The organism is Kitasatospora sp. NPDC085464 (genome assembly GCF_044541955.1).
GTDB lineage: Bacteria > Actinomycetota > Actinomycetes > Streptomycetales > Streptomycetaceae > Kitasatospora.
This window is the reverse complement of the sequence record NZ_JBITTM010000036.1, coordinates 56,439-78,299: the sequence shown is the minus strand read 5'-3', so window position 1 is coordinate 78,299 and position 21,861 is coordinate 56,439. Positions and strand designations below refer to the sequence as shown.

17 protein-coding genes and 2 pseudogenes are annotated in these 21,861 nt (G+C 70.4%); 13 read left to right on the top strand and 6 right to left on the bottom strand.

Going from position 1 to position 21,861, the window contains the following annotated elements; genetic code table 11:
* Positions 1-9 precede the first annotated feature (9 nt).
* Positions 10-282 (bottom strand): hypothetical protein, encoded by a 273-nt coding sequence (locus ACIGG8_RS29370; RefSeq protein ID WP_396551791.1) that lies wholly within the window; start codon positions 280-282, stop codon positions 10-12.
* A gap of 203 nt (positions 283-485) precedes the next feature.
* Here ACIGG8_RS29370 and ACIGG8_RS29365 point away from each other — a divergent pair, with 203 nt between their 5' ends.
* From ACIGG8_RS29365 to ACIGG8_RS29350, 4 genes are all read left to right on the top strand, one after another.
* On the top strand, positions 486-1,115 hold the full coding sequence (locus ACIGG8_RS29365; protein WP_396551790.1) for a tetratricopeptide repeat protein: 630 nt from the start codon (positions 486-488) through the stop codon (positions 1,113-1,115).
* 83 nt (positions 1,116-1,198) lie between these two features.
* Positions 1,199-3,052: an IPT/TIG domain-containing protein gene (locus ACIGG8_RS29360; RefSeq protein ID WP_396551789.1), complete on the top strand. Its 1,854-nt coding sequence runs from the start codon at positions 1,199-1,201 to the stop codon at positions 3,050-3,052.
* Between the two features lie 451 nt (positions 3,053-3,503).
* A complete protein-coding gene (locus ACIGG8_RS29355) occupies positions 3,504-6,470 on the top strand; it encodes a hypothetical protein (protein ID WP_396551788.1) in 2,967 nt (988 codons plus the stop codon).
* Positions 6,471-6,681: 211 nt separating this feature from the next.
* Positions 6,682-7,119 carry a transposase gene (locus ACIGG8_RS29350; protein WP_396551787.1) on the top strand — a complete coding sequence of 146 codons (438 nt, stop codon included), beginning with the start codon at positions 6,682-6,684 and terminating at the stop codon, positions 7,117-7,119.
* A 4-nt stretch (positions 7,120-7,123) separates the two neighbouring features.
* Here the strand turns inward: ACIGG8_RS29350 and ACIGG8_RS29345 are convergent, their stop codons facing one another.
* Positions 7,124-7,366, bottom strand: a complete 243-nt coding sequence (locus ACIGG8_RS29345) for a hypothetical protein (RefSeq protein WP_396551786.1) — start codon at positions 7,364-7,366, stop codon at positions 7,124-7,126.
* A 38-nt stretch (positions 7,367-7,404) separates the two neighbouring features.
* Between ACIGG8_RS29345 and ACIGG8_RS29340 the strand changes: the two genes are divergently transcribed.
* The 4 genes from ACIGG8_RS29340 to ACIGG8_RS29325 all read left to right on the top strand — a co-directional run bounded on the left by ACIGG8_RS29340 (position 7,405) and on the right by ACIGG8_RS29325 (position 9,362).
* On the top strand, positions 7,405-7,530 hold the full coding sequence (locus tag ACIGG8_RS29340) for a hypothetical protein (RefSeq protein ID WP_396551785.1): 126 nt from the start codon (positions 7,405-7,407) through the stop codon (positions 7,528-7,530).
* Positions 7,531-8,084: 554 nt separating this feature from the next.
* Entirely contained in the window at positions 8,085-8,273 is a 189-nt protein-coding gene (locus ACIGG8_RS29335; RefSeq protein ID WP_396551784.1) for a hypothetical protein, read from the top strand.
* 249 nt (positions 8,274-8,522) lie between these two features.
* Positions 8,523-8,930: a hypothetical protein gene (locus ACIGG8_RS29330; protein WP_396551783.1), complete on the top strand. Its 408-nt coding sequence runs from the start codon at positions 8,523-8,525 to the stop codon at positions 8,928-8,930.
* Between the two features lie 171 nt (positions 8,931-9,101).
* Complete coding sequence (locus tag ACIGG8_RS29325) at positions 9,102-9,362, top strand: hypothetical protein (protein WP_396551782.1); 261 nt, start codon at positions 9,102-9,104, stop codon at positions 9,360-9,362.
* 406 nt (positions 9,363-9,768) lie between these two features.
* On the opposite strand, the gene ACIGG8_RS29320 is transcribed toward ACIGG8_RS29325, so the two are convergent.
* Positions 9,769-10,185, bottom strand: coding sequence for a hypothetical protein (locus tag ACIGG8_RS29320; RefSeq protein WP_396551781.1), 417 nt, complete (start codon positions 10,183-10,185; stop codon positions 9,769-9,771).
* A 318-nt stretch (positions 10,186-10,503) separates the two neighbouring features.
* Here ACIGG8_RS29320 and ACIGG8_RS29315 point away from each other — a divergent pair, with 318 nt between their 5' ends.
* Positions 10,504-14,391: a hypothetical protein gene (locus tag ACIGG8_RS29315; protein WP_396551780.1), complete on the top strand. Its 3,888-nt coding sequence runs from the start codon at positions 10,504-10,506 to the stop codon at positions 14,389-14,391.
* A 446-nt stretch (positions 14,392-14,837) separates the two neighbouring features.
* Here ACIGG8_RS29315 and ACIGG8_RS29310 read toward each other — a convergent pair whose 3' ends face one another.
* Positions 14,838-15,296, bottom strand: coding sequence for a transposase (locus ACIGG8_RS29310; protein WP_396551779.1), 459 nt, complete (start codon positions 15,294-15,296; stop codon positions 14,838-14,840).
* Positions 15,297-15,805: 509 nt separating this feature from the next.
* Here ACIGG8_RS29310 and ACIGG8_RS29305 point away from each other — a divergent pair.
* The 4 genes and pseudogenes from ACIGG8_RS29305 to ACIGG8_RS29290 all read left to right on the top strand — a co-directional run.
* The gene (locus tag ACIGG8_RS29305; protein ID WP_396551778.1) at positions 15,806-17,746 is read left to right on the top strand and encodes a LodA/GoxA family CTQ-dependent oxidase; all 1,941 of its coding nucleotides are present in this window, start codon (positions 15,806-15,808) and stop codon (positions 17,744-17,746) included.
* Positions 17,746-18,912: an NAD(P)/FAD-dependent oxidoreductase gene (locus ACIGG8_RS29300; protein WP_396551777.1), complete on the top strand. Its 1,167-nt coding sequence runs from the start codon at positions 17,746-17,748 to the stop codon at positions 18,910-18,912. The genes ACIGG8_RS29305 and ACIGG8_RS29300 overlap by 1 nt, the downstream gene beginning before the upstream one ends.
* Entirely contained in the window at positions 18,909-19,628 is a 720-nt protein-coding gene (locus ACIGG8_RS29295) for a hypothetical protein (RefSeq protein WP_396551776.1), read from the top strand. Before ACIGG8_RS29300 ends, ACIGG8_RS29295 begins: the two co-directional genes overlap by 4 nt.
* Before the next feature lie 190 nt (positions 19,629-19,818).
* Positions 19,819-20,040, top strand: a pseudogene (locus ACIGG8_RS29290) (transposase); the annotation flags it as partial.
* 485 nt (positions 20,041-20,525) lie between these two features.
* Here the strand turns inward: ACIGG8_RS29290 and ACIGG8_RS29285 are convergent.
* Entirely contained in the window at positions 20,526-21,191 is a 666-nt protein-coding gene (locus ACIGG8_RS29285; protein ID WP_396551775.1) for an LD-carboxypeptidase, read from the bottom strand.
* Between the two features lie 175 nt (positions 21,192-21,366).
* Positions 21,367-21,578, bottom strand: a pseudogene (locus ACIGG8_RS29280) (IS630 family transposase); the annotation flags it as partial.
* Positions 21,579-21,861: the final 283 nt, after the last annotated feature.

Below are 21,861 nucleotides of genomic sequence, written 5' to 3'. Positions count from 1 at the left end.
TCTGCTTCATCAAGGGGCCCAGCGGATCGCCTGCACCGGCCCTGAGGGACCAGTTCGGACTCCACAGGTCATCGCCCTTGGTCTTGCTGTTCCACTCGTAGTCGACCAGGTCGTTTCCGGCTTGAGGAGGAACGACTTGTCGAACTTCCCGCCCGCGCCCATCAGCGAGGTGAGCGCCGGGTAGTTGTCGTTCCAGCCGGCCGCCGAGTCTCCGGGCCGGCGTGCGGCCTTCAGGAGGCCGTCCTCCCAGTCCTTGCCCATGGCCAGAGCCCTGGCCACCACCAGCCGGCAGGTTTAGCATTCCCGTCACGGCGGCCCCACCGCCACACCACCGGGCCGCCGAGCAGCAGCAGCGCCTCTGCCCCGAGCGCTGACGGCCTCCCACCGGCCGGGCCCCGCGGAACACCCCCGCTCCCCGGGACCCGGCCACGCTGCGCCCTGCGGGGCGGCCAGCGGTGTCGGTGGCGGGCGTTACGGCGCCCGGCGTGGACGTTGCTGATCTCGACTTCCGGGTCCGGACCCAGCCCGGGGGAGGCTGCCGTGCTGCCGACCCGAAGGATCGGGACCGTCCGGCGCTGTCGCGGAGCCCGTGGTGCGGCGGGCACGGTGTCGGGCCGTTCAACGCCGTCGGCCCGCTCGCGACGATTGGCGAACGCCAGGGCGAGGCCGGCGACGCGATCGCGCTGCTCCGCATCCGGGAGCTCACCTCGGTCAACGGCCGTGACCAGCCGGCCGGCCAGCTGGCCGACCCGCCGGCCCGGCACGCGTGGACCGGAGTGCTGGGTGTGTGGCCGGTGACCGAGGAACTGAGCGACGCCGCGCATCGGCTGGCGGAGCTGCTGGAGGAGCGCGGCGACGTCGAGGGCGCGGTGGCGCTATACCGGCAGGCACCTGACGCAGTACAGGCCGAGCATGGGGGCGAGGATCGCGGGCGACAGGTCCTGGGCGAGTTGGACCAGGGCGGTGGTGCGGGCCGCGCGGGAGGCTATTGCGGTGCCTCCTCGCGCTTCTTCGATCAGATCCGCTCGCCGCCGCCGAAGGCGGGCTCCCTCACGATCCGAACCGATCACAGTTGGTCGCATGAAGTGGATATTCAGACAGAAGAGAACATGTGATGAACCATCAAAAGATATGTGAATAGCATGAGTTGAAACCGGAGCGACGGCATCCGGTCAGTTCCCTCCGAGAGGTGGAACCCATGCCCCTGGTCCTCGACAACCGACCCGGCCCCGGCGGGCGGCCGCGCCGCCTGCGGCGCGGCACGGCGGCGGCCCTGGCCACCGCGGTCCTCGGCACCGCCGCCGCGGTGCTGCCGGCCGTACCCGCGCACGCGGCCGGCCCGGGTCAGCTGATCTACGTCGCCAACCAGAGCGGCAACTCCGTCGCCGCCGTCGACTCGGCGACCGGAGCGACGGTGGCCACCATCGCGGTCGGCACCTCGCCGATCGACGTCGAACTCACCCCGGACGGCTCGCAGGCGTGGGTCACCAACAACGGCAGCGACTCCGTCTCGGTGATCGACACCGCCACCAACACGGTCGCCGCCACCGTCCCGGTCGGCAGCGCCCCCAGGCCGGTCGCCATCTCCCCGGACGGCGCCCGCGTCTACGTGGCCCACACCGGCGGCCCCGGCGGGATCGAGGTGATCGACACCTCCTCCCTGACCGTCGCCGCCACCGCCGCCACCGGCGGCTTCCCGGCCGCACTCGACCTGTCCCCGGACGGCGGCCGGCTCTACGTCAGCAGCTTCTCCAGCCGCACGGTCTCGGTGCTCGACACCGCCACCCTGGCCGTCACCGCCACCGTCCCGGTCAACGACCCGGCCGGGATCGCCGTCAGCCCCGACGGCACCCGCCTCTACGTCTCCAACTACAACGGCAACAGCGTCGCGGTGATCGACGCCGCCACCAACACGGTCACGGCGACCGTCCCGGTCGGCCAGCAGCCGCAGGGCATCGCCGTCGCGCCGGACGGCGGGACCGTCTACGTCGGCAACCGGCTGGGCAACTCGGTCTCGGCCATCGACGCCGCGACCAACACGGTGATCGCCACCATCGCGGTCGGCGCCGGGACGAACGCCGTCCTGGCCGACCCGGACGGCACCCGCGTGTACGCCACGAACTCCTTCTCCGACACCATGTCGGTGATCGACACCGCGACACTCACCGTCACCTCCAACGTCCCCACTGGCCCCCGCCCGAACGGCCTGGCGATGGGCAAGGCCGTCCCGCCCGCCGTCACCGGCCTGACGCCCGGCCACGGTCCGACCACCGGCGGCACCGCCGTCACCCTGACCGGTACCCACCTGACCGGCACTACCGCCGTGGTGTTCGACGGCACCCCGGCGGGCAACGTGACCGTCGTCGACGACACCACCGTCACCGCCACCGCGCCCGCGCACGCCGCCGGGACCGTCGGCGTCGCCCTGACCACCAAGGGCCGCACCGTCCCCGCAGGCAGCTACACGTACCAGGTCCCGGCCCCAGTGGTCACCGCCGTCGCCCCGACCGCCGGCCCCGCAGCGGGCGGCACCTCCGTCACCCTGACCGGGAGCAACTTCACCGGCACCACCGCGGTCGCCTTCGGCGCCGTGCCCGCCGCCTCGTTCACCGTCGTCAACGACACCGCGATCACCGCCACCGCACCGGCAGCGAACGCCGCCGGGCCGGTCGACATCACCGTCACCACCCCCGGCGGCACAAGCGCCGTGGTGACCGCGGACCGCTTCACCTACACCAAGGACACCACGAAGCTCACCGCGCAGCCGGTCCTGCTGTCGATCGCCCCCGGCCAGCTGAACGTCAACCTCAATCTGTCGGCCACTCTCACCGACACCACCACCGGCAAGCCCGTCCCCGGCGCCACGATCACCTTCAAGGTCGGTACCACCACCGTGTGCACCGCCACCACCAACGCAGCCGGCACCGCCACCTGCACCGGCCCCTGCCCCGTCCTCACCGTCCTGCTGAACCTCGGCTACACCGCCACCTACAGCGGCGCCCCAGCCCTGGAGCCCGCCACCGCCACCGCCGGGCTGATCCGCATCGGCTGACCCGGCCCAGAACCGCGGAGGCCGCCACCGGGAACACCCGGCGGCGGCCCTCAGTCGCTCAGGACGCGTCTGGCAGAGCTGACTGCTCGTTTCAGGAAACGCTTCGGAGCTTCTGTACGGTCATCGCGGCGAAGGCCCGGCATCCGGGTACGCGGGCGGGCGACGTCCTCAACCAGGTTCTGCGGCAGAGTTGTTGACCTCCCGGGCGCCGTTTCTGGCCATTTCCGCCAGAGTGTGCCGCTGCTGCGAACGAACTGTGTAGCTTTCGAGCGATACGGAAGGCGTCGTTGCCTTTGCGCCGGACGCCAGTGGGGCCTGGCGGTCATGGCGACTGCCCTTCCCTCCTCCTCAGACGGGACACTTGATGAGCACTCCGAGCGCCGGAACACCCGCGACGACCCCGACGACCTCGGCCAGTACGCCTGCCGCGTCCGAAGCGGACAGGACGACGATGCTCGACGGTCCGACGCCGAAGGACCTGCTCCCCACCACCGGCAACTACCCGACGGAGATCGTCCGGTACCGCTCGGTGGTGCTTACCGACATCCCCGGGGCGAAGCCGGCACGCGCCCTGACCGGCGCCATCGACCTCGGCGAGGAGAACCTGCCGTTCTACGACCGCCCCGCCGAGGGCATGATCGTCACCACCGAGCAGAGCTGGTCGGCCCAGGGCGTCACGCTCGGCAGGCTGCTGCACAGCCTCGCGCTCGCGCCCGGCGAGAGCACCAGGGTCGCGGTCGTCGACTGGCAGCGCACCACCAGGGCCACCGGAGCCGAGACGGCGTCCGAGGCCGAGGCGCTGTCCGGGACCACCGAGCAGAACCGGTCGATCAGCGAGGTCGCGAACGCGATCGCCCGCGAGGAGCAGTACGGCGACTCCCAGGGGTTCCAGGCCAGCCAGTCGTCCAGCTCCGGTGGCAGCGTCGGCGTCGCGCTCTTCGGTATCGGCGGCGGCGGCAACTGGAGCAAGTCGTCGAACGCGGGCATCGCGACGTCGGTGTCGCGCTCCACGGGCGTGAAAACGGTCGCGCAGGAGGCGACGCAGCGGATCAGCGCGCGGACCCAACAGCTGGCGACCGCGGCCCGCAGCCGGAACATGACGGTCGTACGCGAGACGACGCAGACGGAGAAGGACCAGGTCCTCACCCGGGTCGTCACCAACTACAACCACATGCACGCGATGTCGGTGCAGTACTACGAGGTCGTCCAGGTCTACAACGTGACGACCAGGCCGACCAAGCTGGAACGCTGCCTGTTCATCCCGCTGCAGGAGCTCACCTTCACCCACACCAGCCTCCAGCGGTACAAGGAGGTGCTCGCGTCGGTGGCGCCGGCCGACTGGGCGGCGAAGATCCGCGCGGCGAACCCGTTCGACACCACCGTGCGCAAGCTCGACGCGTGCTCGGCACCGGAGGTACCGGACCGCCAGGAGTTCGACGGGGTGGAGCTGACCGACATCGCCGCTTCGGCGATGGGCGTGTACGGGGTGCGCAAGGCTGACGGCAACGCCGTCAAGTTCGATCCCGCGACCCAGCAGTGGAAGCCGCTGCCCACCACAGGTCTGGGCGGCGGGCTGATCGGCATCGCACCGGCCAAGGACATCGTCTGGGCGCTCAGGACCGACAAAGCGGTCATGCAGTTCGACGGAACGACCTGGCGAATGGATCCAGCAAGTGGCTGGGGCCTGCGCATCGCCTGCGGCACGGACGGCACGGTCTTCGTCGTCGGCACCAACAACACGATCCACCAGCGCGGCCCGAGCTCATGGTCGAACCTGGGCATCACGGCCGACGACCTCGCCGTCACCGGCAAGGACAAGCTGTGGTACTCCCGGCAGGGGGTCGTCTACGAGCGCAGTGGCACCGACGGGATCCGGCGCAACGGGCCGGGCGTGCAGCGCCTGTCCGCCACGTCCGACGGTGCGCTCTGGGCCGTCGTCCAGTCCCAGTCCAGCGGCGAGACGGCGCCCCTGCTGGTGGAGTCCGGTGCGACGACCGTGATCCGTCCTGCGACCGGCGGCCTCCAGAGCATCACCGGGCTGGCGCAGATCGCCTCGGCCGGCGCGGACTACTGGGTGCTCATGGGTAACGGGACAGTGCGCCGCATCATGGGGCGAGAGACGCAGATACCCTTCGACGACCAGCCGAAGGCGGACTCCTCCTACGCGTCCAGGATCGACGTCTGGTCCGACACCGACGGCATCCGCGGAGTCCAGGTGGTCTTCCCGAGCCACACCTTCGGCTGCGGGGACATCGGCGGCTCCGGCGCGCAGCAGGCGTCCTACACCTTCGGCGGCGCCGACAAGCTGCTCTCCTACGAAGCCTGGTCCGGCAAGGCAGCCCGCGGCAGCCTCGCCGGGCTGCGCCTGAAGATGACCTCGGGCGTGGCGAACTTCGGCGTCGCCGCGACCACCACCGTCGCACCTGACCTGTCCGAGGACGCCGGCGGCGCCTCGACCATCTGCGGGCTGTTCGGCTCCACGGTGAAGTCCGGCAGCCGCACCTACGTCGCGTCGCTCGGCTTCCACGTGCGGGGCGGGAACGTGCCCCAGGCGGTCCTGGACCACCTGAACGACAACAGCCGGCACTACAGCCAGGCCGTGTGGGCCAACGCCGACGAGCTGACGCTCAGCCGCATCCTCGCCAACTACTCCTACACCCCGGCGGGTTCGACCGCTGCTCCGGTCCCGCTCGGCACTCTGCTGGACCCGAAGCCGATCGCCGCCACCGGCAACTACCTCGGCTTCCGCTGGAACTTCGCCAGCGAGGAGGAACGACAGGAGTGGACCGACTCCCGCAAAGCGGGCGACAACACGTTCGGAGCACCGGCGACCAACACCATCGCCATCGCCACCAACGGCGTCTTCGCCGAGGCCGTCCTCGGGCGGTCCAACTCGGCCGAGAAGATCGACCTCACCCGCTTCTGGAACTGGAAGGACTCGCCCATCCAGATCACACCGGCCGACATCGCCCCGGTGTCCACCGCCTCGCGCGCGCAGAACCTCGACACCACGGCGGCCGGCCTGGGCGCCTCCCAGGCGAAGTTCGCGCCGACGGTGGTGATGCCCGACCCGGTCGGCCTCCAGACGGCGCAGGCCATCGCCACCGCGAACCTGTTCCGCGACATGAGCGGCCTCAACACCATGAGCCAGGTGCTCAGCAAGGGCATCGAATCAGCCGCCACCAACGACAAGGAAGCCGGCGTACGCGCCCAGGAAGCCCTCAAGACCGCCACCGAACACCTCCAGAAGATGGCCCAGATCGCGGTCGACGCGGCCGGCAAGGCGGCACCGGCCCTGACCGGCGGAGGCGGCAACCTCAGCGCCCTCGGCGGGATGCTCAACCAGGGCGGCAAGAGCGACACACCCAAGCCCACCACCACCCCCGCGTCCGGTGGGGACTCCGGCGCGAAAGCCTGACCACCGCGCCGTGCGGGTCCGCGCCACTGCCGGACCCGCACGGCGCCCCCAGGGCAGCGGCAGCCGTCACGGGGCGCCCGTCCGGAGGAACATTTCCCGCATCCCTTCTTGCAGGCCGTCGTGACCTCCATGAGGACCTGCTCGAACTCGCCTGTCCGGACGGGTCTCGATAGCCGGGATGGCCTGCTGCAAGGCAGGCCGGCGATCCCGCATGATCTACGGCTTCCGCGTCCACCGCGGCCGCAAGGGCGAGCCCAAGGCGTTCACCTGGCAGGACTACCGCGACCTGATCCTGCGCGCCCGCATCCAGCTCGGCGGCCCGATCGTGCTCGTCTGGGACAACCTGTCCACGCACCTGATGCCGCCGATGAAGGAGTTCATCGCCGCGAACGAGGACTGGCTGACCGTCTTCCAGCTGCCCTCCTACGCGCCCGATCTCAACCCGCAGGAGGGCATCTGGGCCCTGGTCAAACGCGGCATCGGCAACCTCGCGGTCGCCAACCTCGACCACCTGGCCAAAGCCGTCCGGACCCGCCTCAAGAAGATCCAGTACCGCCCGCACCTGATCGACGGCTGCCTCACCCAGGCCGGCGTGAACATGAACGCCTTACCCCAGCCGACACCGACATCACGAATTCAAGTTCAGTAAACTGTCATGAAATCTCCGGAGCGACTTCATCCGCAGGCCGGTTCTCCTGCTTCGATAGCTCCGTTGTAAGCATCTTTACAGCACGACTAAAGTCGGGAGCAGCGGCAACCTTCGGCACCAGGACTGTGCTATCGAGGTCATGAACTGGGTGCCAGGCCTCGGACAGTGCACCAGCCATCGAATGCTGCCAGCCAGAGCGGCTCAAGTAACTTGTCAGCTCATCGAAGCCGATATCAGAGGTAGTCATCGGTTACCCTCCTCCGGCATCGGGCCGAAAAGGCGTTCATGAGCATCTTTGAAGATGTGGTTCAAGCCTGCCATGTCGATCCGCTGGGCCTTCGGCAGGTGGATCGTCTTGGTGCTCTTGCTCGTCGCTGCTGGCATGCCCTGGATGCGGGCGTAGAAGCCTGACGACGGGGCCGAGATGGGTGGCGATGAGCTACAAGACGTCGCAGACGTGATAGCTCTGAATATTCGCCAGTACGCTCGATATGTCAGGCTATGGATCAGTCAACTTGTCGAGTTTGGGTCAATTCCAGACGACGCAGTTGGCCCTGATGGCGAGCCGGCAGATATGCCAGCCCTTTCCGATTGGGTGGCGTGGACACCTCGATTGCTGCCGCCCGGATGGACAGAGGACGTCGATACCGATCCGCGCGACGCCCAGTTCACCCCGCGCGCCTAACACGAGACGTGCACCATCCCACCCTGCTGAGCAGCCGCAAACCAGGTGCCGGTGCTGATGGTCGAGGTGGACCGCTCCACCATTGCCCCGGCCGACGTCGCCGCGAAGTTCCCCCGCTACCGCGAGCTGTTCCGCACCAAGGTGAAGAGCACCGACCCCGCCCTGGCCAACCGGCAGCAGGCCGTCGCTGACCTGTCCGCCGACTGCTGGCGCGGCCGGTGGTGCAGGGAGGTCCGCGACGACAACGACGGCGACGGCTGGCGCGGAGTACGACGACGCGGTGCCCGTCGTCGCTACCATGCTGGAGCTGCTGGCCGAGCAGGGGCCGTTCGGGCCGGTGTGGTGGCGTTTCGGCCGCTCGGGCTGGCACTCCGTGCTCGAGGCGTTGGAGAACCCGCACGACCGGGCCGCCTACGACCTGCACCAGGCCGCCCGCGAGGACGAGGAGGACGAGCCCACCAGGAGCTGATGGACTCCCTGGTCTGCATTGACTGCGGCGAGGTTCCCGAGGAGGAGAGCACCTGGCACTACGGCCCCGACAGCCGCCGCGCGGAGTGTGACCCGCCGCCCGGGTGGCCGCTGCTGGCCCTGCCGCCAGGGCCGCGAGGAGCGTCTGGAAGGGAGGCCGAAGAGCAGCTGGAGGCCGCCCAGGCGTCGAACGCCTTGCTGCAGCCCATGCTGGACGTGCCGGGGCTCGATCGGCGGGAAGCCGGGATCGGTGCTGGAGCTGACGGAGAAGGCCGGCCCGGACCGGCTGGAGTGCCCGCAGTGCGCCGCCGACCGGGAGGAGCAGGAGCTGGGGCCGCTGGTGCTGCCGGTCCCGACCAAGCGCGAGCGAGTCACCGCGCTGGTCTCCGCCCCGGACGATCCGTGGTGGGAGGAGGGTGCGGCACGCCGAGCTCTACCCGGTGAAGGACCGCGCCTCGTGAGTACTTGGGCCTGTCACGGGGTTGTCGCGGCTGGGGCTCCTCGGCCTGTGCTGCGCCGGGTCCTGGAACTGACCGAGGCCGACTCGCTCTTCCCGGTCTTCGCCACCGCCGCCCAGGCCGCGCGCGTTCACGCCCGTAGCAACGGCCCCGACCACGACTACGCCCAGCCCGGCCCCCGGGACGTCGAAGCGGTGTAGCGCTGCCCGCGGCGGGCACCCGCCCGGTACGGAAGCAGTCCCCGGCCGCGCCAGGATCCACGATGCCCGCACCCGCCACCGCCCCCCGCCCGCCACCTGGACTTCAACCCTGGCGACGGCACCGCACCCGGGATCGACTTCCTGCGCCAGGCCCTCGCCGACTGGCACCTGATGACGGCGACCGTCGGCACCGACGCGCTGCTGGTGGCCGCCGAACTCCTCGCCAACGCCGCCCGGCACATCCCCGGACCACAGCGCCTGGAACTCGACCTCGACATCCGCTCCTTGCGGATCTCGGTCACCGACCCCGCGCCCGCCCCGCCGCGCCCACGACCCCACCGCCCCGACGCCGTCCACGGGCACGGCCTGTTCATCGCCGACACGCGGTCCGCTGATTCTGGACGACGAGCTCGTGGTCATGCGCGGTGGTAGGCCCTCATCCGCCGCGCTCCGGGGCCGTGTCCACCGCACCCGTCCCGCCCCGGTACGGGCCGGGTCCACGACCGCGCCCGCCCTGTTCGTGGCGTTCGACTTGCTACAGACCGGGAGCGCGGGAGCGGTCGCTGCTCACGGAGCCGTATGCGCGGGGCGCGACCTGCTGGAGGGCCGGAGCTGGAGCGGCCGGGCCCGAGGGTCCCGCCCAGCGTGCGACTCGGTGGGGTTTGTCAGGGGAGGTGGACGGCGTCCCAAGCCCCGGCGCTCCGGCTGCGCCTCGTGCGCCGACCGGCCGCTTCGACCCTGGTGCAGGTCGACGGCCTTGTCGGTAGTGGCGCTGTCCAGCTCCGAATCCCCCGGCTGCCCTTCGGCGGCGAAGCATCGGACTGTCCCGCTCCGGAGTTCAAGAGCCGGTGATGTGCTGGTCCCGACCCGCCAAGTACACACGGGAGTTGTCCCGGGCTTCCGCCTTCATGATGATCGGAGGATTCCGGGTCTGTTCACTGTCGGACAACACCGGAGTCAAGTGTTCGTCCAGCAGCAGCCGCAGTTCGGCGGCGAGAGCGGGATCCTCGCTCAGCAACTGCTGCAACCGCAGGCGCCAGGCACCCGCCAGAGCCTGCTCGGTGTCCTCGTCACCCTGGTCCCGTGCAGCCAGTACCTGTGCACGCACTGCCTCCAGGTCCGATCCGACCTCGTCGGCCCGGTCCGGGCGTCGGCTCTGCCACCACTCCACCACCGCGGCCCGGGCCTGCTGCCAGCCGTCGGTTGCCATCGCGCTCACCAGCGCGCTTCCTGCTGCCAGGACGACCGGATCCATCGCGCCCCCCACGTCGACAAGACACTGCCGTAAGGACCGTAACCGGCGTCGTTCCGAACTCGGGGCCTTTTGACCAAAGTTACGGCGCTCCGCCCCCACCGAATGAGCGACAGGGCCGCTCCACGGACAGACCCTCTTCCCCGTGGCGGGGTAGTCCGTGCAGTGGCATCATGGGGCGGGGTCGGATCCGGTGGGGGGAGCTGAGGTGGACTCGATCGTCTTACGGGCGTACCAGGCTGTGCGGGACGAGCACGTCGTAGAACAGTGAGCAGCGCAGGGCGGCAGGAGCCCGAGGACGCGGCGGAGCGGCCGATTTCGATGAGCGCTGCGGCCGACAAAGAGGCCAGGATCTTCCAGTCCGGCCGTGACATGGTCGTGGCCGAAGCCGGCGATGTACACCTGCACTACCTTGATGGCGTCCTTGAGACCCGGCGGGCCGCCGTGGACTCCGCCGTGGACTGTCCGTACCCGGGGCTGAAGCCGTTCGGGACGAGCGATGCCCGGTGGTTCTTCGGCAGGGACGACCTCGTCGCGCAGGTGCTGGCCGAGCTCGATCGCGACGCCGAGGGACCTCTCGTCATCGTCGCTCCCTCCGGGGCGGGGAAGTCCTCGCTGCTACGGGCAGGGGTGCTGCCAGCGCTGGCGGCAGGCCGCCTGCCCGGTTCGGCCGACTGGAGCCGGCTGCTGCTGACACCCACCGAGCGGCCGGTCGACGGACTGACTGCCCGGCTGGAGCAGTTCGTCGGGGTTGCCACTGCCCCGGAGGTCCGTCGTGCGATCGACGCGGGCCCGGACGCGGTTGCGTCCGTGCTGCGCGCGTCGCCCGGCACCTCCCGCCTCCTGCTGGTCGTGGACCAACTCGAAGAACTGTTCACCCTGTGCACCGATGAGCCGCAGCGGCGCGCTTTCCTCGATCTTCTGGACGCCCTGGCCGCTGGTCCGGAGCCCGCCGCCGTTGTGGTTTGCGCGCTGCGGTCCGACTTCTACTCCCGGTGCGTGACCTACCCCTCGTTGCGGTCTGCGTTGCAGCACCGTCAGATCGTCCTCGGGCCACTGTCGCAGGAGAACCTTCGGGAGGCCATCCTCTTCCCTGCCCGGGCGGTCGGACTCGTCCTGGAGCCCGGGCTGGTAGAGCTGATGCTGGCCGACCTGGGCGAGCTGGGGCGGGAGGCCGGCCGGCTGCCGCTGCTGGCCCACGCCCTGCGGGCCGTCTGGCACCAGCGACAGGGCAATACCCTGACCGTCAGCGGGTACCGCACCACCGGCGGGATCGGCCAAGCCGTGGCGACCAGCGCCGAGCGGATCTACTCCGGCCTTGACCCGGCAGGGCAGACGGTGGCCCAGGCCATGTTCCTGCGGCTGGTCCGAATCGGCGCGAGCACCGACGGAACGGAGGACACCCGTCGCCGGGTCGCCCAGTCCGACCTGCCTGCCGGCCTCGTCGGGGTGTTCACCGCCGGCCGGCTGCTCACCGTGGAGCACGACGTCGTCACCATCGCACACGAGGCCCTCGTCCGCGCCTGGCCCCGCCTGCGGACGTGGATCGAGTCCGATCGTGCCGACCGGCTTGTGCGCCAAAGCCTAGAGGAGGCCGCCGCGGACTGGGAGCGCGACGGTCGGGATCCGGGCATGCTCTACCGAGGCGAACGTCTGGCCGCGGCCCGGCGGGTGGCGCACGAGGCCGGCCCGCTCGCCACTGCCTTCCTGACAGCCTCCGCGCACCGGGCCCGCCGAGCCGCCGCCCGCCGTAACCGGGTGATCGCGGTGCTGAGTGCCCTGGTCCTCGTCGCGGCCGCCGCCGCAGCGACCGCCGTACGGCAGAGCATCGCGGCCCGATCCGAGCGCGACATCGCCGTGTTCCACCAGCTCCTCGCCAAGGCGGACCAGCTGAGGGGGACCGATCCGTCGCTGGCCGCCCAACTGGACCTGGCCGCACACCGCATGCGCCGGGCGGACCCGGAGGCCTACACCCGACTTGTCAACGATGCCGCGTCGACGTTGTCGACCGCTTTGGCCCACCGCAACCCGGTCGGCGAGGTGATGTTCAGCCCGGACGGCCGGCTCCTGGCCGGTGTGGGGCTACACGGTGCCCTGGAGCTGTGGGACACGACCGAGCCGCGGCACCCCGCCTCCCGGACCGAGCTGTTGCCCGGGCTCGGCCCGGGTGTCCTGTCGGCCTCGTTCAGCCCGTCCGGCAAGCTGCTGGCCGCGGGCGGCGAGGGATATGTCCGGCTGTGGGACGTCACCGACCCCACCCGCCCGAAGACCACGGCCGTCCTGAGGATGAACGGCGCCGCCGAGGCGATCGCCTTCAGCCCCGACGGCGGACGTTTGGCCGCGGGCGACGGCAAGCAGGTCCGGCTCTGGGACTTGGCCGTCCCCTCGGCACCGGCCCCGCTCGGCGAGCCGCTCGACCAGACCGACCTCGTCACCCGCCTGCGCTTCGGCCGGGACGGCAACGTCCTGGTCGTGGGTGTCCCGGTCACGAGCCCGACGGACGCCGCGGTCCGGGTGTGGGACCTCACCGGCTTGGCCGCGTCCGCCCCTCGCAGCACGGCCTTGCGGGTGGAGGGCCGGCCCACCGTGAGCTGGTTCGGCATGAGCCCCGACGGCAAGGAGGTCGCCGTGGCGGCTGTCGGCGGGACCATCCACCGGTGGGACATCGGCAATCCAGCGGCTCCCGCACCCCTGGGGGAGCCGCTGCCCGGGCACGGCCGCCTACCGGAGTCCCTTGCGTACAGCCCTGACGGTCACACTTTCGCCGTCGCCGGCGACGACCGCACCATCCGCCTGTGGGACGTCACCGACCGCGCACTCCCCAAGCCCCTCGGCACCCCTCTGCCGGGATCCTCCCCGACGTCCGGCCCCCTGCCCTCGGGCCGGCTCGGCAACAGCGATGAACTTGTCTTCAGCCCCGACAGCACCACACTCGCCGCGGCGGGCAGCGACGGAGCGGTGCGCCTGTGGAACGTAGCTCTGCCAGAGCACATCACCCTTCTCGGCAGCCCGCTCCTCGGCCACGGTGACGCCGTAAGCTCCCTGACGTTCGGCCCGAACGGCACGACTCTGGCGACGGCCGGGATGGACAGCACGGTCCGGCTGTGGAGCCTGCCGGGATCACGGCTGGTGCAACGGGGCGATTCCACCGGAGACCTGTCGATCAGTTCCGACGGCGAACTCCTCGCCGTGCGGAGTGAGGACGGCCACCCGGGCATCCGGATACTGCGGACCACCCCGGCGGGCACCTGGGCCAGGACCGAGGCCGACCACCGGTTCAACGACGCGTGGTCAGCGGCGTTCAGCCCGTCCGGGCGGACGCTCGCGGCCGCCACGACCGACCAGACCATACGGCTGTGGGACCTGCGTGACCCAGCCTCGCCGCGGGCAGTCGGAAGCACGACGACCGGGCACCAGGACCCCGTCAATCAGATGATCTTCGCCCCGGACGGGGACACACTCCTCACCAACGACCAGGCATCGGTACAGCTGTGGAACATCAAGGACCCGGCCCGTCCGACGGCACTGGCCACCCTCGTCGATCTCGCAGACCAGGCAGCCCACGACTACGGCGTGGGTATCGGCCACCTGGCCCTGAGTGCCGACGGAACCGTGCTCGCTGTCGAAACGCGCGAAGGCGCAGGGAAGACGAGCGTGCGCTTGTGGGACCTCCGCGATCCGGCCAGGCCACGTCCGTCCGGCACCCTCACCGCCCCGCTGGGCGCCGTCGAGGCGGGTCCGCCCGTCTCCGTCACCTCCCTGGTCGTCGTCGGTACGACCCTCATCCTCGGTGACCAGGACGGGCGGCTTCACCTATGGGACATCGGCGACCGGGCACAACCCCGGTCACGTGGTCCCGCCGTCACTGCCCACGCCGTCAAGGTGACCTCCCTGGCTCTCGATCCGCAGGGCAAGACCCTGGCCACGAGCAGCGAGGACCACACCGTGCGCCTCTGGGACATCAGCGACACCTCCCGCCTCCGGCCCCTCGGCACACCCCTGACGGGGCAAGCGGGACCGGTGACCGCCCTGGCCTACAGCCCGAACGGCAGACACCTGGTGACCACGAGCCGGGACGGCACCGTCCAGCTCCGCATGCTGAGCCCGGACGACCTGTCCCGCACCGTCTGTGCCACCACCTGGCAGGCCCTCACCCGCACCACATGGGAGCGCCATCTGCCGGGTATCCCCTACGAACCTCCCTGCTGATCGCCTCGCGGGCGGCCTGCACCGACCGGGTCTGCGGGTAGCCGGTGATCTCGATGCGCCATTCGTCGCGCAGCATTCTCGCGTGTGCATACGCCGTGGTGCGCCATCAGCGCCCGGCGCGGTGGTGGTCGGCCGCCGGGCCGGCGGCTTGCTCCCGCTCTCGCGCCCCGCCGGCGAGTCCGTACTCGACCTCCTGGATGTGGCGCTGCCAGGCAGTGCCTCTCCTGCTCGCGCACCGGCACCGTCTGGAACAGCCCCCACTGCGGCACCCCAGCTCCCGGCCGTGCGCCGGTCACCGCGAAGTCCGGCGCCGGCCGGTCGTCCCGGTGACGGCCCGGCGGCTTGGTGACCTGTGCTTTGTCGCGGGCCGCTTCGGAAGCCGGGACGCGTCGCAGCACGGCCCCGGGTGAGTCGGCGGACCATGACGCCGGTCCTTGCCCAGCGGGTCATGGTCCTTGAGTGTGCTGGGCTGGTCTCGTAGTCCCGGGCGAGGAGCCGGGGGGCGGTGGGCCACGAGAAGGCCCGCTCCACCGCCCACCGCTTGGGCTGGACCTGGAGGCCGCGCTGGGCTGGGTCCTTGCAGACGATCTCCAGGTCGCGGCCGAGAATCCGGGCGGCCCACTCGACCAGACGGCCGGCGAAGCCCTGGTCGGCCCAGATCTCCGCACGCTCGGGTGGTCGAGCCTGGTCCACAGCAGCGGCCGCTTCGCGTCGTCGCGGTCCTGCATGCTCGCCGCAACGACGTGGACGGCCACGAGCAGGCCGAGGGTGTCGGTGACGATGAACCGCTTGCGGCCCTTCACCTTCTCGCCCGCCTCGAAGCCCCTGGTGGCGGCGCGGACGGTGTCGGCGGTGCGGACGGACTGCGAGTCGATCAGGCCCGCGCTCGGCTCCGCGCACCCCAACGCCGCTCACAGAGAGCTCAACGAACCCTTGAGCAACGGGACACGGCAGATCTCAACGCGGTCTGAGCACCAGAAGTAGCGCCCGCTCAGCGCCTCGCCGGTTTGGGACCACGTTTCGGTGCCGACGATCGAGACCGCGCAGGCGGTGGTCGCTGCGCGGCGGGCGTCGGCGTCGTTCGAGTGGTCTGGTTTGATCACGTGATGCCGAAGGTGGCGAGCGGGCGGCGGGGGTCGCGGGCGTGGTGGCGGCGCCGGAGCACCCAGGTCCCAAAGCCGACCTTGCCGCTCACCAGCTCCTCCGCACCCGAGTGCTCGGCGGCGTCATCAACGAGTACAGATACGCGGCCTGACCATCAGCGACCGGTTTCCGAACGGCACAGGGTCCCCGCCTCCCTCTCCCGAGTGGTCATGCGTGTCCCTCCAATCGGATCAGAGCCTCCTCCCATAGTGTTTTGCAAACGAACCTTCGGCTCGTAGCCGGATCCCCGGAATTGGAGGCACCGAGCCAGATGACCGACGAGATCGTCCGTGCTGCGATCCACCCCGCCATCGGAATCGCCAGAGTCGGAAACTCACTGGAGGAGTATTACACCGCACCCGAGGTGCCCGACCCCGCGCCGCGGGACCCGGGCTTCTACAAGGACTCCGCCGGCGCGATCAAGCGCGAGGCGGTGCGCTTTCGAGTCTACGGGTACAACGCCCTGGGCGAGGTGGTGGCCGAGCTGACGGCGGACAACGCCGATATCCGCTGGAGCGCGCACCTGGCGAACAAGAAGGCTGCCTGGTACCAGTTCCAGCTCGCTCTCGACATTCCCGACGCGGCAGGCGCCAATGCGTCCGAGCTGCGCAACAAGGAGATCACCGGCGACCTCCGAAAAGACCTGATCATCGACCCGGGCCCGATCAGCATCAGCGGGAGAAACCTCTCAGGCCCCGACTTCCACTTCCGCGACGGCAAGTTCATGGGGAAGGAGGTCTATCTCGGGGAACTGCGCACCGACGAGGACGGGCACCTGCTGGTGCTCGGCGGCTTCGGCCAGTCGGCCTCCTACAACGGCAAGCCGATCACCACCTACGCCAACAACGACGGCTGGCACGACGACATCGGCGACGGCCCGGTCACGGCGACCGTCACCGTCGGCGGCCGCGTTCTGCCGGTCGACCCCGCCTGGGTCCTGGTCGCCCCGCCCAACTACGCCCCTGCGCTGAAGGGCATCCGCACCCTCTACGACCTGCTGTACGACGTGTTCGTCTGCGACGGATCGCTGCCGTTCCCGGACAGGGTCTCCTTCACCCGCCACATCGCACCGGTGCTCCAGCGCTTCACCGATCATCAGTGGGTCAACCACGGCTTCGCCGGGTACTACGGGCACGACGGTCTCGGCCAGTTCACCACCCCGCAGATGCTGGCACGGCTCAGCAGCAACGCCCCCACCCGCCGCGCGCTGCGCCGGCAGGTGTTCAACGCGCTGCGCGACTTCGGGCGCGACGGCGCCTCGCCCGTCCCCTGGCCCTGGCTGTACGGCGATGCGATGGCCATCCCGCCGCGCTCGCCGCTGCACCACATGGCGTTCTCCCCGACCCAGTACCGGATGTTCCAGTACTGGGCCGACGGCGACTTCGAGGACGACTGGGGCACCCTGGGGGCCACCCCGCCGCCCCGGACACTTGCCGAGGTGCGCCTCGCCGAGCAGCCGGCCGCGCTCGACCGAGCCGCACTGGACTTCTGCCTCGCCGACGCCTTCCACCCCGGCTGCGAAGTCACCTGGCCCATCCGGCACCCCTCGATGTACATGGCGCCGTTCCGGATCCGCCACCGCCCGGCCGACCAACCCGAGCCCTCGTACGGCACGGTCCTCACCCCCGAGACCGCGCTGTCGGTGAACGGACCGCTGTACACCCAGGCGCCGGGTGACCTCTCCCGGTGGATGGCCGTCCCGTGGCAGAGCGACACCGCGAGCTGCCGTTCCGGCTACGAGCTGTCCCTGGGTCCGCGCCACGACCCGTACCTGCCGACGTTCTGGCCGGCCCGGGTCCCCAACCACGTCCTCACCGAGGACGACTACCAGGTGGTCGTGGACGAGACCCGGCCGCTGGCCGAACGCACCGAGGCGTTCGAGCGGCGGGCCGTGTGGCTGCGCGGACTGCGCGGGCAGAACACCGACCAGCTCAACCAGATGATCGACGACTGGTACCGGCTCGGCATCGTCGAAGTGCGCGAGGGCGCCAAGGATTTCCCCGACCGGATCCAGGTGGAGTCCAGGCCCTCCATCGACCTCGAAGGCGTTCCGCTCACCCAGAACCTGGTGACGCTGCACGTGCCCCAGGCCGCAGACCCGGCCCTCGCGTCGGTGGCGATCAACCAGGCGATCTCGGTCAGCGGTTACACCGCCGAAGAGGTGACGGCCGGCTTCATCGACAAGGTCGCGCCCTTCCGCGACAACGCCTGATGACCGGTCCGCGCACCGCCGCAGGCGACCACTACGACGTGGTGGTCGTCGGCGGCGGACCGGCGGGCGCCGCCGCCGCCCTGACCCTGGCGCGCGCGGGCCGGACCGTCCTGCTCACGGACGCCGGGAACGGCCCGCCCAAGCTCGGCGAGGCCCTGCCCTCGGTGGCCAAGGTCCTGCTCGCCGACCTGGGCGCCGGTCAACGGCCCGTCGTGGCCGGCCACCTGACCTGCTACGCCAACCTCTCCGCCTGGGGATCGACCGCCCTGCGTCACACGGACTTCATCAACGACCCGAACGGTCCCGGCTGGCACCTGGACCGGGCTCGATTCGACCGGTGCCTGCGCGAAGCGGCCCGCTCGGCCGGCGCCGAAGTGGCGGAGCACACCACGGCACGCCCGAAGTCCTGCTCCGCAGACGGAAGTTGGGCAGTCGCACTGCGCGGACCAGCCGAGCAGCGGATGGTCCGGTGCAACTGGCTGGTGGACGCCAGCGGCCGCCGGCGGGCGGTAGCCTCCGTCGGCCGGGCCGCCGCTCACCGCATGGACGGCCTGGTCGCCACCTGTATGGACCTGGCACCCGACCCCACGGGCCGAGCGGGCGAGACCTGCTCGCTGGTCGAATCCGCCCAGGACGGCTGGTGGTACACCGCGCTCCTGCCCACCGGCCGCCGCCTGGTGGCCTACTTCACCGACGCCGACCTCGCCCCGCCCGCACCGCGCACCCGCTCGGACTTCGCCCGGCTGCTGCGGCAGACCCGGCACGTCGCGGTCCGGGCCGGCGCCCACCCGCTGCCCACCGACGCTACTGTCCGGCGGGCCCCCGCCCACTCCTCGCACCTCGACGCTCCCACCGGCGACGGCTGGATCGCCGTCGGTGACGCCGCCACCGCCTTCGACCCGATCTCCTCCCAGGGAATCCTCACCGCCCTGCACACGGGTATGACCGGAGCCTCGGCCCTGGCCGCCCACCTCGACGGCAACGACGAGGCGCTGGAGTCCTACCGCGCCAAGGTCGCCGCGATCCTCGCCGCCTACCGGCGCAGCCACCACGCGGTGTACAGCCTGGAAAGCCGTTGGAGCGACCGGATCTTCTGGCAGCGCCGGCACACGTCCCTACCTCATCCCTCCGCACCACAGCACAGCGTCCACAAGGAGCTCGCATGACCACCCGTCACGACCACGACCACGAGGACCCTTCGGTCCACTCCTTCATCCTGTCCGGCCGGGACACAGTCTTCGGCTACCACCTGGCCATGTTCGGCATGGCCGAGCACCGCTACCAGGTCGTGGTCGAGTACGACCTGCCCACCGACATCGTCGACATCTACCTCAAGGACCAGGCGGACCGCCCGGACAGCTGGCACGCGGTGCGCAACACCGAGGACATGGTGCTGCCCCCGATCGGCGACGGCTCGGTCACCGAGTACCCGGCCCGGCTCGACCGGGTCACCCAGACCGGCAACGGCGAGGACCGGATCTGGGAGCCCCTCTCGGGCGGCTTCACCGCGCGGGTCAAGCGGGTGCTGAACTTCCGCCGGTTCAGCGAGGAGCCCTTCCCCGCGCACCTCACCTACCTGCTCTACGGCCGGGGCAAGGAGGCTCACATCGCCCACCGCCTGGTCCAGCGACCCCACTTCGAGCAGATCTTCACCCTCCGGCAGGTGCCCGACGGCGTCAAGGCCGACGATCTGGCGAACGCCGTCGAGATCACCATCCCCTCGGTGCCCGACAACGGGCACGACGGCCGGCCGTGGACCACCAGGCCGCTGCCCGACGGCAGCTACCCGGCCATGCTCCACCGCGGCAAGGCAGCCCCCACGCCGATCACACTCGACCTCGGTGACGAACGCTGGTGGAACATCACCAGCCTCAACGCCTGACGAGGCAGGGCCATGCACACCGATCCGCTGTCCCGGTTCCTCGACGTGCTCACCCACTCCTGACCGGCTGACTCCGCAGTGGAACTGCCGGCCTTCCGGATCGGGCACTACCACCCGATCCGGAAGGACGGGACCAGCGCGAGAACCTGGTCGGTGGTCGCGCCAGCGGCGGAAGAAGGCGTAGGCCCGGTCCGCCGACCTCCGCCGGCCCTGGAGAGACCGCAGCCCGCCGAACGCCTCAGCCCCGCCCGGGTCCGACGCGGGTTCCGCAACATCCACACGCGCGCGACTGCTCTGCCCAGCTCGTGTTGCGAGACCCTCCCGCCCCGGCGCCGGGCGCCCACCCGGCCGGCCCAACCGCCACCGAGCCCCCGTCCATGACGTCGGACTCGCCCTGGTCACCAACCAATAGTGCTGTGACCGCATACGTTCACCGGGTCGGTGATCCGCGACGTCATGAGCCGAGCTTCTAGATCAACACGAGCCACCAGGTGTTCATGGCCCCTCCTGCAGGCCGAACAAGCGACTCGGGGTGGCAGTCACCAAAGCGTGAGTCGGCCCCAGGGGGCGCTGCCGGGAGCCGTCGGCTCACTGATCCGTGGTGCTCAGCCGACCGGTCCCGTCATCGCGTGCGGCCCTACCGTCGGTTCGAGCAGCGACAACGTCCGCTGCTGCGCGTCGAGGCCGACGCGGATGCCGACCGGCATCGGCAGATTCGGGCCGGCATGCCCGAACTCGACGTTGCCCAGGACCGGATGTCACGATCGCCGAGGACGTCGAGGACGATCTCGGGCAGGGTCGGGGAGGTGCCGGGCTCGAGTCCACTGATCTCGCGTGGAACGCCCACGACCATGCCGGAGATCCGATCGAGGATGCCGCAGTGTCGCATCACCTGGATTAGCTCCACACGTACGATGCCAGGCCGCCCATCTCCTCCCAGAACAGCACCGCGCCGTCGAACTGTTCGAGTGGCAGCGCGAAGGGCGTCGCCTGCGCCAGCACGATGCGGTTGATCACCCCGCCGATCAGCCGGCCTTCGGCACGACCAGGACGCCAGCACTCCCAGGACGGGCTCGCGGGCAGTGCACCGATCGCCTCGGTGCCGGTCAGCAGCCTGGTGTAGAGCTTCTCGAGTTCTGCTTGGCGTGCCGCTGGCGCGGACTGCCAGTGCCCGCCGAAGCCGGGGACGGCCATGTCGGCGTGGAACCCGACCAGACCTGTGCGCCCATGGAGCACCAGGTGCAGCAGTGAGATGTCGCTGTAGCCGAGGATCGGCTTGGGGTCGGCCCTGATCGCCTCGACGTCGATCAGGTCGAGGTAGCCGAGCGCCGTCTGGCCGCCGTCACTCGCGACGATCGCGCGTACCTCGGGATCGCGCAGAAGACCGTTGAGCTCCCCGGCGATCTCGGCCGGCGTGGCCGCGCTCCACCAATGGCGCCGTCCTGCTTCGAGCAGCGGAGCCCGACGCACGCGGAATCCCATCCGCTCGAACACCTCCACCGTCCGCTCGACGTTGGGCTCGTAAGCGGCCGGCAGCGGGCCGGACAGCGCGGCGATGACCACGAGATCTCCGGGCCTCAGGGCACGCGGTCGAAGCAGTTGAGGCAGTGCAGAACCAGTCATGGCGTCAGTGTCGCCGGTGCCATTGGTAGGGTCACGCGCATTTCGCCGGTCGTCCGCCCCAGCGCAGGGCCTTCTCGCTGCGGATGCGGGCGCGTTCCCGGCGCTGGGCTGCCAGAATCTCGTTGAACCGGTGAATCACGTCCCGCACCGTGTCCTCATCCGCCTGCACCAGCCGGGCGATCACCGGAACCCGATTGCCGCCGGCCGAAGCCGGCAACATCATCGGCCGCCGGTACCGCACGAGTTGGTGCTGCCCCGCCGCACGATCCTCTGAAACTGCTGACCTTCGTGGTCCGTGAGCCTGCGGACCCTGACCGGCTCTGCCATCGCACCCTCCGAGTTGAACGTCTCGTGACATCCAACCGGTCGAGGACCAGCCGGCGTCAACCCGGCGAACCTATGCGGTCACGGCAATAGTGAACAGACAGGCGATAACCCGAACGCCACAGAAGATGATCAATGGAGGTCGAACGACAAGCTCAGCCCTCAGCGTTGTTTTTTCGGCGAGTATGCGACCTCGTTGAGCGCAGTTGGTGTGCCCAGGGTGGGTTGGCACCGGGGACTGCGCAGGTTCGGGCGGGTCCGAGCGCCCGGCGGCGAGGTACCCCTT

Excerpts from the sequence above, each read along its gene's own strand:
- ACIGG8_RS29350 (WP_396551787.1), top strand. The coding sequence starts at position 6,682 with ATGATCTACGGCTTCCGCGTCCACCGCGGCCGCAAGGGCGAGCCCAAG.
- ACIGG8_RS29355 (WP_396551788.1), top strand. The coding sequence starts at position 3,504 with ATGCTCGACGGTCCGACGCCGAAGGACCTGCTCCCCACCACCGGCAAC.
- ACIGG8_RS29295 (WP_396551776.1), top strand. The coding sequence starts at position 18,909 with ATGACCACCCGTCACGACCACGACCACGAGGACCCTTCGGTCCACTCC.
- ACIGG8_RS29305 (WP_396551778.1), top strand. The coding sequence starts at position 15,806 with ATGACCGACGAGATCGTCCGTGCTGCGATCCACCCCGCCATCGGAATC.
- ACIGG8_RS29360 (WP_396551789.1), top strand. The coding sequence starts at position 1,199 with ATGCCCCTGGTCCTCGACAACCGACCCGGCCCCGGCGGGCGGCCGCGC.
- ACIGG8_RS29345 (WP_396551786.1), bottom strand. The coding sequence starts at position 7,366 with ATGACTACCTCTGATATCGGCTTCGATGAGCTGACAAGTTACTTGAGC.
- ACIGG8_RS29325 (WP_396551782.1), top strand. The coding sequence starts at position 9,102 with ATGACGGCGACCGTCGGCACCGACGCGCTGCTGGTGGCCGCCGAACTC.
- ACIGG8_RS29340 (WP_396551785.1), top strand. The coding sequence starts at position 7,405 with ATGAGCATCTTTGAAGATGTGGTTCAAGCCTGCCATGTCGATCCGCTG.
- ACIGG8_RS29300 (WP_396551777.1), top strand. The coding sequence starts at position 17,746 with ATGACCGGTCCGCGCACCGCCGCAGGCGACCACTACGACGTGGTGGTC.
- ACIGG8_RS29320 (WP_396551781.1), bottom strand. The coding sequence starts at position 10,185 with ATGGATCCGGTCGTCCTGGCAGCAGGAAGCGCGCTGGTGAGCGCGATG.
- ACIGG8_RS29315 (WP_396551780.1), top strand. The coding sequence starts at position 10,504 with ATGAGCGCTGCGGCCGACAAAGAGGCCAGGATCTTCCAGTCCGGCCGT.